The following is a 13,656-nucleotide window of genomic DNA, read 5'->3' as shown; positions in this document are numbered from 1 at the left end:
GTCAGGCACGCACCCTGGTCTGTCGGGGGTCGAACGCGTCGCGCAGACCGTCACCGATGAAGTTGATGGACAGCGCGATGGCGATGATGAACACGCCGGGCCACCAGAACAGCCACGGGCGGGTCGTCATCGCGCTGCGGTAGGTGTCGATGAGCTGGCCGAGCGAGACGTCGGGCGGCTGCACGCCGACGCCGAGGAAGGACAGCGCCGACTCCAGCAGCACCGCGTTGGCGATCGCCAGGGTCGCGCTGACGATGATGACGCCGACCGTGTTCGGCAGGATGTGCCGGAAGATGATGCGGCGGGAGGAGGTGCCCAGCGCCCGCGCGGCCTCGACGAACTCCTTCTCGCGCAGTGACAGGAACTCGCCGCGGATCAGCCGGCTCAGCGTGGGCCAGGTCACCAGGCCGATGCAGACGGCCAGGATCACGATGCCCGAGTCGCCGAACGACCGGCCGACGATGGCGGCGATGATCAGGACCGGGATGGTGATCATCACGTCGGTGAGCCGCATGAGGATCGCTTCAACCTTTTTCCTGAAATATCCGGCGAAGGCGCCGGCCAGCGTGCCGACCGTCGTGGCCACGATGCCGACGATGAACGCGACGATGATCGACTGCTGGGTGCCGCGCATGGTGAGCGCGAAGTAGTCGATGCCGATGTTGTCCTGCCCGAACGGATGCTCGCCCCAGCGGATGCCCTCGCCGCCCAGGAACTGCGGCACCAGGCTGAGCGTCGGCCTGCCCTGGTCGAGCACCGACCCGGTGGCCAGGTAGCTCTTGTCCCACCAGCCGGGGACGGGCCCGAACCCGATGGAGCTGAACGCGAGCAGCACGACGGAGCCGAAGACCAGCATGCCGATCAGCGCCGCGCGATGCCGGAAGAACCGGCGGCGGACGAGCTGGCTCTGGGTGCGGGCGACGACGGTCATGCCCTGCGCGGCCCCCGGGACCTGCGCGCTGATCGCCATGGGTGGTTCTCCTGTGGGTGTGTACTGCCCGCTCATGACAGCCTGATCCGTGGGTCGAGGTAGGCGTAGATGATGTCGGCCAGCATGTTGAACAGCACGATCGCGCTCCCGGAGACGATGAAGAACGCCATGACCGGGGCCGGGTCGACCTGCTGCAGCCCTCTGAGGAAGAGGCTGCCCATGCCCTGCCAGCCGAAGACGTTCTCGGTCACGATCGCGCCGCCGATCACGCCCGCGAAGTCGAAGGCCATCAGCGTGGTGATCGGGATCATCCCGTTGCGGAAGGCGTGCTTGGTGACCACCGTGCGCTCGGGCAGCCCCTTGGCCCGCGCGGTGCGCACGTAGTCCAGGTTCATCACCTCGAGCATGCTGGAGCGGCTGTAGCGCGTGTAGGTGGCCAGCGAGATCAGGATCAGCGCCATGGTCGGCAGCAGGAGGTGGCCCGCCACGTCCAGGTTGGTCTGCCAGAAGTCGCCCTGGAAGTTCGGGGTGCTGGAGCCGATCGTGGCGATCGGGCGGCCGCGTACGTACTCGCTGTAGTCGGCGAAGCCGCGCAGCATGCGATCGAGGAAGACCAGCCCGGCGGTGATCAGCCCCGTCAGGACGGAGGCGATGATCGCCTGGCGGCGCAGCAGCCCGCCGAGGCCGTAGCCGAGCCCCACGCAGACGGCCACGGTCAGCAGCGCCAGGCCGAAGATCTCCAGCCAACTCGGATCGGCCAGGACGGGATCCAGGAGCTGCGACAGGACCACGCCGATCCCCGCGGCCGAGAGGGCGGCGTAGAGAGGGTCGCGGTAACGCAGCCCGGAGACCAGCGCGGTGATGCCGACCGCCGTGCCTCCCGCGAGGACCGCCAGGAGGGCGACGCCGATGCCCGGATCGGCGAACCAGCGGGTCGCCGACAGCAGCGTCAGCGTCAGGGCGGTGGCGGCGGCGCCGAGGCCGAACGCGGCGAGCCGCGCCTGCCGGCCGCCGACCCAGAGCGCGCCCCAGAGCAGCCCGCCGATCAGGGCGACCACGCCGATGACGGTGGGCGGGATGACGGGATCGCGCAGCCAGTCGTTGAACTCGATCGCGATGTACTGCTTGAGCATCACCGCCACCCAGAAGAGCGGGAGCGAGAAGCAGACGAAGGCGGTGAAGGTGACCGAGTAGTCGAAGGCGCTGTACTGCCGCAGCGCCGAGACGATGCCCACGATGACGCCGATGACGACCGCGAGCACGGTGGCGGCCACGACGAGCTGGAGCGTGGCCGACAGGGCGTTGCCGAGCAGCACGGCCACGTCCTGGCCGTCGCGGTTGACGCCGAGGTCGCCGCGGAACAGGTTGCCGAGCCAGGTCAGGTACCTGAGCGGGAGGGGAGCGTCGAGGTTCATCCGCTCGACGCGGTCGGCGATCTTCCTGTCCCGGTCCGGGCCCGGGAGCTCTCTGAGGTCTTCCAGCGGGTCGCCCGCGAGCGCCGTCAGCCCGTAGATGACCATGGTGGCCGCCAGGAGCACGAAGAAGGAGACGATCAGTCTTCGCGCGATGAAGGCGATCACTCGTAATCCCCCTTGGTTCGAGAGTGGTGCTGACACGGAGCGGAGGACTCGGGGAGTCCTCCGCTCCGCGCCGGGTGGTTCAGAGTGATCGGACGGCTACTGGGCCAGGGCCCACTTGTCCATGTTCCAGGTCACCGACGACTGCGCCGGGTTGGGCACGATGTTCTGCAGCTTCTCGTCCCAGGCCAGCATGTTCGGGTGGGCGAACAGCGGGATCGTGGCCAGGTCCTGCCAGAGCACCTTCTCGATCTGGGCGATGATGGCGGGGTGCTTGGTCTTGTCGATCTCGGCGTTGAGCTTCTTGATGAGGTCGTCGGTCTCCTTGCTGGAGTAGCAGCCGTTGTTGTTCTCCTTGCCGGCCTCGCTGCACTCCTTGACCGTGGTGTACGTCGAGCTCCAGCCGCTCACCTCGGCCGAGCCGGTCCAGGCGAACAGCGCCACGTCGTAGGTGTTGGTGGCGAGGGGGCCGCCGGCCTCGAAGAACTTCTCGTCCCCGGCGTCAGTGATCTTGAAGCCCGCCTTGTTGCAGGAGTCCGCGATGAGCTGCACTTCCTGCGTACGGCGCGGGTTGGGCAGGTTGTGGCCGATCTTCACTTCCATGCCGACCTTGCCGGCCTTCTCCAGCAGCGCCTTGGCGCCCTCGATGTCGGGCTGGGCGTAGGCCTCCGACCCGCTGCCCTGGGAGACGGTGGCGTAGGACGCCTCGAACGGCAGCGTGTTACGGACCTGCAGCACCTGCGCCTGCGGCGCGAGCGGCTTGATCAGGTTGTCCACGATGAGCTGCCGGGGCACGCACTTGGCGAACGCCTCGCGCAGCGTCCTGTCCTTGAACTCGCTGGAGTCGAAGTTGAAGTCCAGGTGCTCGTAGGTGTAGGCGTCACCGGTCTTCACGGTCACGCCCTGCATGCCCTCGAGCTGGGCGAGCAGGTCCGGGTTCGGCTGCGGCTCGATCAGGTTGACCTCGCGGTTCTGCAGCGCCTGGGCCTGCTCCTCCTGCGAGATCACCCGCATGACGACGGTCGGCGTGGCCGGCTTGGCGCCCCACCACTTGTCGTTGGTGCTGAGCGTCAGCGACTGGCCCGGCTCCATGGCGGAGATCTTGTAGGGGCCCGAGGCGGGGAAGAGCGACATGTCCTTGATGCCGCCCTCGATGACCCAGCCCTCGTTGTAGAACTTGATCACCGCTTCGAGCTTCTTGGCGTCCGCCGCCTGCACCGCGGCGATGAAGTCCGCCTCGCTCATGCCCGCGGCCTTGTAGGCCACGTGGGCCGGCAGCACGTCGGCGGCGCCGGGGCCGTTGCTCTCCCAGTCGGCGAACGGCTCCGAGTACTCGAAGGTGAACTTCTTCTCGCCCGCCTTGCACGCCGGGGCCTTGACGAGCTCGACACCGGTGGTGCCGTCGACCTGGAAGCCCTTGATCTTGCCCGACTTGGCCGCCCAGTACAGCAGGGCGTCGTCACAGTCGATCGGGTTCCCGTCGGACCAGACGCCCTTGGCGTTGAACTCGTACTCGACGGTCAGCGGGTCGTCCGAGGTCTTCGTGTAGGTGCCGAAGTCCTTGTCGGGGGTCACCACGCCCTTCTCGCCGTAGTACCAGAAGCCGAGCAGCACCCGCTGCATGGCCGTGCTGTTGACCAGGTTGTTCACGGCGATGCTGTTGTAGGAGTTGAACTCCTGCTCACCGGCGTAGGTGATGGTCTGCCCCGAGGCGGCGCCTCCGGTGTTCGACGCCGTCGGTTTGCTCGCCTCGTTTCCGCTCTGCCCGCAAGCGGACAGCAGAAGCGCGCCTGCTGTCACCGCCGTGAGGAATGTCCCAAGTCTCCGCCTATGGGTCACGACAGCTCTCCTTTGTGTCCGAACTAGTCAGCGCTGCAGGGCTGCTGGTTAATGCGCAACAGGATCATCGGCCAACGTTTCGGACAAATAGCCGCGTCCATACTGTTGCGAACTTGAGATCGACGTCTGCCCGATCTGTAATCAGATGTCAGAGAAGTCCACTTTCCGGTGTCCACACTGTAGACAGGAGGGGGCCCTCTGTGCCAGGGTTTGCGCAAAAGCCGTCGCAGGGCTGAAACCCCTGAGAGCGTGGGCTTTTATCCCTGAAAGGGATAGGGCGAAACGTGGTCTTTCATGCCCTGATAAGGCGGCTTTTCCGTGCGCGGCGCCGGTGGGGCCATCTTGTGCCCGCCCGCCATTCGCGTCCCGGGTGCGCGACTGCGATCCGCGCGCCGGTGCCGTGACCCACTCCTCGTACACTTCCGGACCGGCCCTTTCGGCGCCGTCCAGAAAAGATCACTATTGAGGAATTCAGACGGTGCCGCTCCGTAATTGAGCGGCCCTTTCTTGGCCACCCGTGACGGCCTGACCGCCAGGGCCGCCGAAGCGCCTGGTTGTCACCTGACGGTCCGGCTGCCAGGCGAGCGCGGCGTGGCGCGGGATCGTGACGCCCGTAATGACAAATGTCCAGGTTCAAGAAGTCTCCGCTGGGCCTGCGAGCGGCGCCCGTCCCTGTGCGGCTCCGCCCGGCCCGAGATGTACGACGAATCGATTGCGTGCGTAGGCGTAAGCGTTATCCATATACTCCTACGGTGACTGACGGTGCATGGACCGAGGCAGGCGGCGTCGATCTCCCGCGTTTCCAGGTGGGCGCGCCTCCGCAGCATCTGATCACCACGTTGCTCGGCGACTACTGGATCAGCCGGTCCGAGCAGCTCCCGTCGGCGGCGCTGGTGCGGCTGGCCGAGGAGTTCGGCGTGTCGGCGGTGGCGGCCCGCGCGGCGCTGTCGCGGCTGGCGCGGCGGGACCTGCTGGAGTCGTCCAAGGTGGGGCGGCGCACCTACTACCGGCTCACCGACCGGGCCGCCGCCGTGCTGCTCGACGGCCGGCAACGGATCATGTCCTTCGGGCTGGAGCAGGGCGCCTGGGACGGGACCTGGGTGCTCGCCGCGTTCTCGATCTCGGAGGAGCAGCGCGACCTGCGGCACGCGCTGCGTTCCCGGCTGCGCTGGCTCGGCTTCGCCCCGCTGTACGACGGGCTCTGGGTCTCCCCGCGGGCGGACGCCGACGACGCCGCGGCCGTGCTCCGCGAGCTGGACGTGCCCACGGCCACGATCTTCCGCGCCCAGGCCCTCGACCTGGCCGGCATGCGGGCGCCGCAGGAGGCATGGGACTTCGGCCGGCTCCGCCGCACCTACGAGGGGTTCGTGGCGCAGTACTCGCCGCTGCTGACCCGCGTGCGCAACGGGACCGTGGGCGCGTCCGAGGCCCTGGTGGCGCGTACGGGGATCATGGACACCTGGCGCACGTTCCCCAACCATGACCCCGACCTGCCCGCCGAGCTGCTGCCCGACGGCTGGCCCAGGGGCGCGGCCAGGGACGTGTTCGTGGAGATCTACGACACCCTGGGCGCGCTCGCCGAGTTCCGCGTCAAGCAGATCGTCGCCGAGTTCGACCCCGGGCTGGCCGAGCTGGTGGCCCACCACCGCACCAGCTTGATCCTTTCCCCTCGCTAGCCGGTGGCCCGTCACCGCACCAGCCCGATCCTCCCTCCGCCGACCTCGGCTTCGTTGACGGGTCACCAGAGCGTCATCTGTGGCCCGGACCGGCGCCCCAGGTCCACATCCGGGCGGCCCAAGGTCTACAACCGGCGGCCGGCGCACCGGCCCTGAGCCCCGTCACGCTCGACCTGGCTCCGATGACGGGCGACCCGAGGGTCCGGTGAACTGGACCCATGATCGAGTTCGACAAGGACGTGAGCTGACATGCGGCACGGGCTCGCCCGTGCCCTCGCGGGCCTCGCGCTGCTCGCGACCGCGTGCGGGGGCGTGGACACCGCGGGGGTGACGTCCGGCGCCGTGGTCCCGCTCGACCGGGCCCCGCTCGCCGACGCCGCAGGGAAGCGGGTGGTCGGCATCGGCGAGGCCACGCACGGCAACAAGGAGTTCGTCCAGGCCCGCACGTTGATCATCCAGCGGCTGGTACGGGAGCACGGCTTCCGCACCGTCGCCCTGGAGGCCGACTTCGGCGGCACGGCCGTCGCCGACGACTACGTCGTCAAGGGCCAGGGCACCGCGGAGCAGGCGGCCACCGCCCTCGGCTTCGACATCTACCGCACCCGCGAGACGGCGAACCTGCTGCGCTGGATCCACGACCACAACGCGACGGCCGCCGACGCCGACAAGGTGCGCCTCTACGGCTTCGACATGCAGCGCTACGATCGCAACAAGGAGCGGCTGCTGCGCTACCTCGCCACGGTCGAGCCGGCCCAGGCCGCGCCGGCCGAACGGGCGCTGGCGGGCCTCACCGACGCCACCAGGTCCGGGCAGGACGAGGCCACGATCGAGGCCGGCGCCACCGCCGCCGAGCGGATCGCCGCCCGCATGCGCGACCACCAGGGCGCCTACGTCAAGCGCAGCTCCCCGGAGTCGTTCGCCCTCGCGCTGCACCACGCGGAGACGATCGGCCGCGGCGCGCGGCTGCGGCTCTCCGGGGCCGGCTACGCCCGCAAGCGGGACGCCTGGATGGCCGAGGCCGTCGAGTGGATCGCCGGGCGCGGCCGTCAGAAGCTCATCGTGGCCGGTCACAACGGGCACCTCGACAAGAGCGGGGCCGCGTTCCCCTTCGAGTCGATGGGGCGGCGCCTGGCCAGGACGTACGGGGACGACTACTTCGCCATCGGCACCGAGTTCGGCACCAGCACCTTCCTCAGCCGTGACGACTCCTCCGGCGAGCGCGCGCGGTTCACCGTGAGCCACGACACGCCCCTGGCCGGGCTGTTCGGCGCCGAGCCCCTGGGCTACGTGAACCTCGCGCAGGCGTCGGCCACGCCCGCCAACCGCCGGCTGCTCGGCTCGGAGCTGCGCATGGGCAGCGTCGGCGACGGCTACCGGTCCCTCTTCAGCGCCCTGAGCTGGACCTACACGGTGGCCATGGTGCCGGCGAAGGCGTACGACGCGCTGGTGTACGTGCCGCGGGCCACCCCGGTCACTCCTCTGTGACGGGCCGCTTCTCGTGCTGGGCGATGATCGTGTCGATCTGCACGCTGAGCCTGGCCCCCAGGGGCCAGCCGACGTAGTGGGTGAGGAAGATGGCGATCTCGCGCAGCTCGCCGGCGGTGAGCTCGCAGTTGCGCAGCGCCGCCGGGAGCTGGATGTCGAGCACGTCGTTCATGCCCTTGGCGGCCAGGACGCCGATCAGGAGGAGCCGCCGGTCACGCATGGACAGCCCCGGCCGGGACCAGATCTCGGCGAACAGGTGGTCCACGGTGATCCCGAAGAAGTCGCCGGGACCGTCGCGCATCTCCCACCCGTAGACCTGCCCCATCATCTCCAGCCCGCGCCGCCGCCTGTCGTCGGTCATGAGAGCTCCTCCAGGCCGAGGTCGGCGGCCAGCCGCTGGTGGGCGAGCCGGGCGAGCGGGGTGTCGACGCCGAGCTCGCCGGCCAGGCCGAGGGCCAGCGACAGGTCCTTGTCGCCGAGCGCGAGCACGTGCGCCATGATCTCGCGCAGCGGGTCGCCGGGAGGCAGGGGCGCCGTGGTGTCGCGGAGCATGAGAGCGCCGGGGCCGCCGGTGACGGCGTCGGAGTGGCGGACGATCCGGCCGAGGTCGCCGAGCGGGACCCCGGCCGCCTCGGCCAGCCGCTGCGCCTCGGCCGCGGCGGCGAAGGAGACGAAGTGCAGCAGGTTGCGGGCGAGCTTGGCGCGGGTGCCGGCCCCGACGGGGCCCATGTGCAGGACGAGCCCGGCCCAGGCGGCGAACGCCTCCTTCACCCGCGCGAACGCCGCCTCGCTCGCGCCGACCATGACCGCGAGGGTGCCCGCCGCGGCGCCCATGAACCCGCCGCTGACAGGGGCGTCGACGACCTCGACCCCGTACGGCCGCGCGGCCTCGGCCAGCTCGACCGCGGTGCCGGCGCGGATCGTGGAGTGCACGGCGATGACCGTCCCGGCGGCGCTCGCCGGGATCAGCGTGGCGGCGACCTCGTTGACCTGCGCGTCGTCGCGGACCATGAGCGAGATGAGCTCGGCGCGGGCCACGTCCGCCAGGTCGGCGGCGGGCAGCGCGCCCCGCTCGACCAGGGGCGCCATCGCCTCGGCCCGGACGTCGTAGACGATCAGGCCGGGCCCCGCCAGGCGTCCCGCCATGGGGGCGCCTATCTGACCGAGCCCGACGAATCCGTACATCATGCGCGGAACACCTCGCCCCCGTCCACGTTGAAGATCTGTCCCGTGACCCACGACGCCTCGTCCGACAGCAGGAACAGGCACATCCCGACGAGGTCGTCCGGCGTGCCGAGCCGCTTCAGCGCGAGCTTGTCGCGCACGATCCTGGCGGACATGCCGGCGGGCACGACCGCCCGGTGTGCGGCGGTGTCGATCGGGCCCGGCGCGATGGCGTTGACGCGGATGCCCAGCGAGCCGAGTTCCTGCGCGAGCTGCTGGGTGAGGCTGTTCACCCCGGCCTTGGCCAGGCCGTAGTAGCCGGAGTACTGCCAGGCGGCGGTGGACGACTGGTTGACGATCGCGCCGCCGCCGCGCTCGGCCATGCGGGCGTGGCAGGCGCGGGCGCACAGCAGCGCGCCGTCCAGGTTCACGGACATGAACCTGCGGTAGTAGTCCCAGTCCACGGTGAACAGGAAGTCCAGCTTCATGGTGCCGAAGACGGCGGCGTTGTTGACCAGGTAGTCGATCCCGCCGAAGGCCGTCACAGCCGCGGCCGCCATGGCCTCGGTGGCCGCGGGATCGGCCACGTCGGTCCTGACGAACAGGCCCTCGATGTCGTCGGCGACCTTCGCGCCCTGCTCGTCCACGTCCGCCACGTCGACGCTCGCGCCCTCGGCGGCCAGCGCCCGCGCGTACGCCTCTCCGATGCCCTGGGCGGCGCCCGTGACGATCGCCACCTTCCCGGCGAAGCGCTTCATCCGGCTCCCTCCGCGATCGACTTGGTCTCGAGGTACTCCTCGAAGCCGGCCACGCCCATCTCGCGGCCGATGCCCGACTGCTTGTAGCCGCCGAACGGCACGTCGGGGCCGTACCAGATGCCGCCGTTCACGCTGACCGTGCCGGTGCGCAGCCGCCGCGCGACCGCGCGCGCCCGCTCGGGGTCGCCGGCGTGCACGGCGCCGGACAGGCCGTAGGGCGAGTCGTTGGCGATCCGCACGGCGTCGTCGTCGCCGTCGTGGGGGAGCACCACCAGCACCGGGCCGAAGATCTCCTCGCGGGCGGCCCTGGCCTGGTTGGACAGGCCGGTGATCAGCGTGGGCTCGATCCAGAAGCCCCTGTCCCGGTCGGGCCGGCGCCCTCCGGTGGCGAACGAGCCGCCCTCCGCGACCGCGAGCTTCAGGTACCTCTCGACGCGGTCGCGCTGGCGCGCGGAGATGACCGGGCCGCAGACGGTGCGGTCGTCGGACGGGTCTCCGGTGCCGATCCGCGCCATCGTCCTGGCGGTGATCTCGACCGCCTCGTCGTGGCGGGCGCGGGGGACCAGCAGCCGGGTGGTGAGCGCGCAGCCCTGCCCGGCGTGGGAGATCGCGGCGAAGGCGGCGTACCCGCACGCCCTGGCGAGGTCGGCGTCGTCCAGCACGACGCACGCCGACTTGCCGCCCAGCTCCAGGAACACCCGCTTGAGCGTCTGCGCGGCAGCGTGCATCACCGCGCGGCCCGTCGCCGTCGAGCCGGTGAAGGAGACCAGGTCCACGCGCGGATCGGCGGCCAGCCGCGCGCCGAGGGCGTGATCGCGGCCGGTGACGACGTTGACGACGCCCGGCGGGATGTCGGTCTCCTCGGCGACCAGCCGGCCGAGCGCCGCCGCGCACCAGGGGGTGTCGGGGGCGGGCTTGAGCACCACCGTGTTGCCGGCGGCCAGCGCGGGGCCCAGCTTGGCCAGGTTGATCTGGTGCGGGAAGTTCCCCGGGGTGATCGCGCCGACCACGCCCACCGGCTCGCGCAGCACGCGCCGGTCGCTGGGGATCCCCATCGGGGCGGCCCGGCCCAGGTCGCGCGTCCACGCGTAGGTCTCGGCGAGGTCGGCGACCCAGCCGAGACCGGCCACGGGCGCGTCGAGCTGCGCGCCGAACGTCAGGAACCGGGGCGCGCCGGCCTCCCTGACGGTGAGCGCGCGCAGCTCGTCGCCGTGCCGTACCAGGGCCTGCCGGAGCTGGCGCAGGCAGCGGACGCGCAGGGCGAGGTCGGCGGCCCAGCCGGAGTCGTCGAACGCGCGGCGGGCGGCGGCGATCGCCGTGTCGAGCAGGCCGGGAGCGGCGTCGGCCGCCGGGCCGATGACCTCCTCGGTGGCCGGGTCGATCGTCTCGAAGTGCCGATCGCCCGTGACCAGCCTGCCGTCGATCAGGAGGGGAGAGCCCTGCTCCGCCCAGCCGTCGAGCAAGCGACCGGTTGTTATGGACACGTGTCCAGACTACAGTTCACGTGTCACCGTGCAAGGGGGATCGAGGGAGGGCCAGTGTCCCGTGACGACTACTCCGGCGCGTTCGACCCCGGCTTCCGCTTCGAGGACCTGTCGAAGGCGGCGCTGGTGCGCCTGGTCAGGGAGTACGCGCTCATCGTCCACCTGCTCGACCGCTCCTCGCTGATCGCGGTCGGGATGAAGTACGGCCAGGAGGCCGTGGAGGAGATCGCCGTCCAGGAGTGGCGCGGCGCCAGCCCGATCTACACCCAGCGGATCCGCGAGATCATGCGGATCGAGGGCGACGGGGTCTCGGCCATCTTCAAGTGCCTGCAGCTCGACCCCGGCTTCGCCCAGCACTACATGGACGTCGAGTACGAGCTGATCGACGAGTCGCACGGCTTCTTCCAGCTCCGCACCTGCGGGGCGCTGCTCGACGTGGAGCCGTTCGGCGAGCGGGCGGTGCGCGGCATGTGCCACCACATCGAGGACGGCACGTTCGACTGGACGGCCCAGGCGGTCAACCCCAGGGCGCGCATCCGCCCGGTGCACCGGCCGCCGCGCGTCCCGGGCGGCAGGGTGCCGCACTGCCGCTGGGAGGTCGTCATCGACGACGGCACCGAGCCGGTCGGCGAGGCCCCGATCACCGCGATGACCCGCGCCACCACCGCGGCCCGCTTCCGCTTCCCGCCGATGAGCGACGGCACGCCGCACGTGCCGCCCGATGAGTTCACGCCGCGGGAGCGGTCTCATCCTTGAAACGACGGAAGGAGCGGCTCCCATGGACCTGCACAGCGTGGTGTGCGTGCGTGACCTGGCAATCTCGCAGAAGTGGTACGAGGTGTTCTTCGGGCGGCCGGCTGACGAGATCATCGGCGAGGAGCTCCTGTGGCAGATCGGTGAGAACGCCTGGGTCGTCCTCGACGACCGGGACGTGCGGGCCTCCCGGGTGGGCGGCACCATGATCACGTTCGGCGTCACCGGCCTCGACGACATCCTGGCCCGGCTCGCCGCGCACGGCATCGAGCACGAGCCCGTGGAGACCTACGGCAACGGCGTGCGCCACGTGGAGATCCTCGACCCGGACGGCAACAGCCTCTCCCTCGCGCAGGCCCCCGCCGGGTGAGGGCCAGAAGACGGCCGTACCGGGCGGCCGTGGCGGCTACCATCGACGGATGGCCGTCCCTCAGCTGATCCGCATCGCCACCCGCTCATCACCCATGGCGCTCGCCCAGGTCGAGCGGGTCCGCCACGAGCTGGCCGCGCTGCACCCGGATGTCCGCACGGAGGTCGTGCCGGTCACCACGTCGGGCGACAGGTGGCAGGGCGCGCTGTCGGCGCTCGGCGGCAAGGGCGCGTTCACCAAGGAGGTGGACGCGCTCCTGCTGGCAGGGCAGGCCGACCTCGCGGTGCACTGCGTGAAGGACGTCCCGGCCGACCGGCCGCTGCCCGCGGGCACCACCTGGGCCGCCTTCCTGAAGCGCGACGACCTGCGCGACGCCCTCGTGGACCCGGGCGGCCGCACCCTGGACGAGCTGCCGCCGGGCACCCGCATCGGCACGTCGTCGGTACGGCGGATCGCGCAGCTCGCCTCCACCCACCCGCACCTGCGCTGCGTGCCGATGCGCGGCAACGCCAACCGGCGGCTGGAGAAACTCGACGCCGGCGAGGCCGACGCGCTGCTGCTGGCCGTGTCGGGCCTGGAACGCATCGGCATGCGCGACCGCATCTCCGAGGCGCTGTCGCTGGAGACGATGTGCCCGCCGATCGGCGCGGGCGTGCTCGCCCTGCAGTGCCGGGAGGACGACGCGCAGACCATCGAGGCCGTGGCGGGCCTGGGTGATCCCGACACGTGGCGCGAGGTGACGGCCGAGCGCATGCTGCTGCACGTCCTGCAGGGCCACTGCAACAGCCCGATCGCCGGGTACGGCCGCGCCGAACGCGACGGGCGCCTGTCGCTGCGCGCCCGCATCTTCAGCCCCGACGGCAAGACGGTCCTGGACGCCCACGAGTGGGCAGGCCCGCTGGACCCGGCCACGCTGGGCACGTCGGTGGCCGTCGCGCTGCTGCGGCAGGGCGCCCGCCAGCTCATCGACGCCATCCCGCACTAGCCGTCACCAGCCGCAACCACACCAGCCGCAACCACACCAGCCGCAACCACACCAGCCGCAACCACACCAGCCGTCACCACAGCGGCCCTCACCACAGCGGCACGGGAGTCTCCGCTCTCGGGTAGTAGCCGGGGACCTGGGCGCCGGACGCGGCGCGGTCCAGGCGCCGCCGCATGCCGTCCGACAGCACCCCCGCCTTCATCATCTCGACGAACACCGCGGTCACGTTGCCCAGGTCGAACCAGTCACGCTGCCAGCGCCACCGGAAGCCGCCGCCGTACCGGAACCAGCTCCCGCCGATCCCCGGCACCTCGTACGGGCTGCCGTCCGGGCGGCGGGCGTCGGCGACCTGCTTCCAGAAGCCGACCACCTGCCCCTGGCGCTCGTCGATGAGGATGCTCTGGTAGGGGTACGACCAGCCGTCCAGGCCGCCCATCTCCGAGCCGAGGGCGAGCTCGCGGATCTCGTCCCTGCCGACGGCCATGAAGTCCTGGCCGGGGCCGACGTTCCAGCCGTACGTGGCGTCCTCGGTGTAGAGCTCCGCCAGTGGGCGCCAGTCGCCCCGTTCCTCGCACCGCCGGTTCGCCTCCAGCCAGCGCTGGACCATCTCCTCCAGCTCGTCACGAGGGAACAC

Annotated in this window: 13 protein-coding genes; 5 read left to right on the top strand and 8 right to left on the bottom strand. The window is 70.8% G+C overall.

The features are described from left to right. Position 1: 1 nt before the first annotated feature. The 3 genes from AB0I79_RS37295 to AB0I79_RS37285 form a co-directional block, all read right to left on the bottom strand. Positions 2-970, bottom strand: a complete 969-nt coding sequence (locus tag AB0I79_RS37295; protein WP_357883862.1) for an ABC transporter permease — start codon at positions 968-970, stop codon at positions 2-4. A 32-nt stretch (positions 971-1,002) separates the two neighbouring features. After that, positions 1,003-2,511: an ABC transporter permease gene (locus tag AB0I79_RS37290; RefSeq protein WP_357883859.1), complete on the bottom strand. Its 1,509-nt coding sequence runs from the start codon at positions 2,509-2,511 to the stop codon at positions 1,003-1,005. Positions 2,512-2,607: 96 nt separating this feature from the next. Next, positions 2,608-4,347: an ABC transporter family substrate-binding protein gene (locus AB0I79_RS37285; RefSeq protein ID WP_357883856.1), complete on the bottom strand. Its 1,740-nt coding sequence runs from the start codon at positions 4,345-4,347 to the stop codon at positions 2,608-2,610. A gap of 752 nt (positions 4,348-5,099) precedes the next feature. Between AB0I79_RS37285 and AB0I79_RS37280 the strand changes: the two genes are divergently transcribed. Together AB0I79_RS37280 and AB0I79_RS37275 are read left to right on the top strand one after the other, a co-directional pair. After that, entirely contained in the window at positions 5,100-6,023 is a 924-nt protein-coding gene (locus AB0I79_RS37280; RefSeq protein ID WP_357883853.1) for a PaaX family transcriptional regulator C-terminal domain-containing protein, read from the top strand. Between the two features lie 249 nt (positions 6,024-6,272). Further along, complete coding sequence (locus AB0I79_RS37275; protein ID WP_357883850.1) at positions 6,273-7,508, top strand: erythromycin esterase family protein; 1,236 nt, start codon at positions 6,273-6,275, stop codon at positions 7,506-7,508. Here the strand turns inward: AB0I79_RS37275 and AB0I79_RS37270 are convergent. The 4 genes from AB0I79_RS37270 to AB0I79_RS37255 are packed head-to-tail and all read right to left on the bottom strand — an operon-like array spanning position 7,495 to position 10,914. Further along, complete coding sequence (locus AB0I79_RS37270) at positions 7,495-7,869, bottom strand: carboxymuconolactone decarboxylase family protein (protein WP_357883847.1); 375 nt, start codon at positions 7,867-7,869, stop codon at positions 7,495-7,497. The genes AB0I79_RS37275 and AB0I79_RS37270 overlap by 14 nt on opposite strands. Next, positions 7,866-8,696 (bottom strand): NAD(P)-dependent oxidoreductase, encoded by an 831-nt coding sequence (locus AB0I79_RS37265; protein ID WP_357883844.1) that lies wholly within the window; start codon positions 8,694-8,696, stop codon positions 7,866-7,868. Before AB0I79_RS37265 ends, AB0I79_RS37270 begins: the two co-directional genes overlap by 4 nt. After that, complete coding sequence (locus AB0I79_RS37260) at positions 8,693-9,430, bottom strand: SDR family oxidoreductase (protein WP_357883841.1); 738 nt, start codon at positions 9,428-9,430, stop codon at positions 8,693-8,695. The genes AB0I79_RS37265 and AB0I79_RS37260 overlap by 4 nt, the downstream gene beginning before the upstream one ends. After that, positions 9,427-10,914, bottom strand: coding sequence for an aldehyde dehydrogenase (locus AB0I79_RS37255; RefSeq protein WP_357883838.1), 1,488 nt, complete (start codon positions 10,912-10,914; stop codon positions 9,427-9,429). Before AB0I79_RS37255 ends, AB0I79_RS37260 begins: the two co-directional genes overlap by 4 nt. Before the next feature lie 54 nt (positions 10,915-10,968). Here AB0I79_RS37255 and AB0I79_RS37250 point away from each other — a divergent pair, with 54 nt between their 5' ends. The 3 genes from AB0I79_RS37250 to hemC are packed head-to-tail and all read left to right on the top strand — an operon-like array spanning position 10,969 to position 13,022. Beyond that, the gene (locus tag AB0I79_RS37250) at positions 10,969-11,670 is read left to right on the top strand and encodes a hypothetical protein (protein WP_357883834.1); all 702 of its coding nucleotides are present in this window, start codon (positions 10,969-10,971) and stop codon (positions 11,668-11,670) included. Between the two features lie 22 nt (positions 11,671-11,692). After that, the gene (locus tag AB0I79_RS37245) at positions 11,693-12,037 is read left to right on the top strand and encodes a VOC family protein (RefSeq protein WP_357883831.1); all 345 of its coding nucleotides are present in this window, start codon (positions 11,693-11,695) and stop codon (positions 12,035-12,037) included. 49 nt (positions 12,038-12,086) lie between these two features. Continuing rightward, complete coding sequence (hemC, locus tag AB0I79_RS37240; RefSeq protein ID WP_357883828.1) at positions 12,087-13,022, top strand: hydroxymethylbilane synthase; 936 nt, start codon at positions 12,087-12,089, stop codon at positions 13,020-13,022. 88 nt (positions 13,023-13,110) lie between these two features. On the opposite strand, the gene AB0I79_RS37235 is transcribed toward hemC, so the two are convergent. Then, positions 13,111-13,656 (bottom strand): nuclear transport factor 2 family protein, encoded by a 546-nt coding sequence (locus AB0I79_RS37235; protein WP_357883825.1) that lies wholly within the window; start codon positions 13,654-13,656, stop codon positions 13,111-13,113.

Origin of the sequence: Nonomuraea sp. NPDC050202, from assembly GCF_040656115.1 — a bacterium.
Lineage (GTDB): Bacteria > Actinomycetota > Actinomycetes > Streptosporangiales > Streptosporangiaceae > Nonomuraea.
The sequence above is the reverse complement of the archived record's forward strand: the minus strand, read 5'-3'. Positions and strand labels throughout refer to the sequence as shown.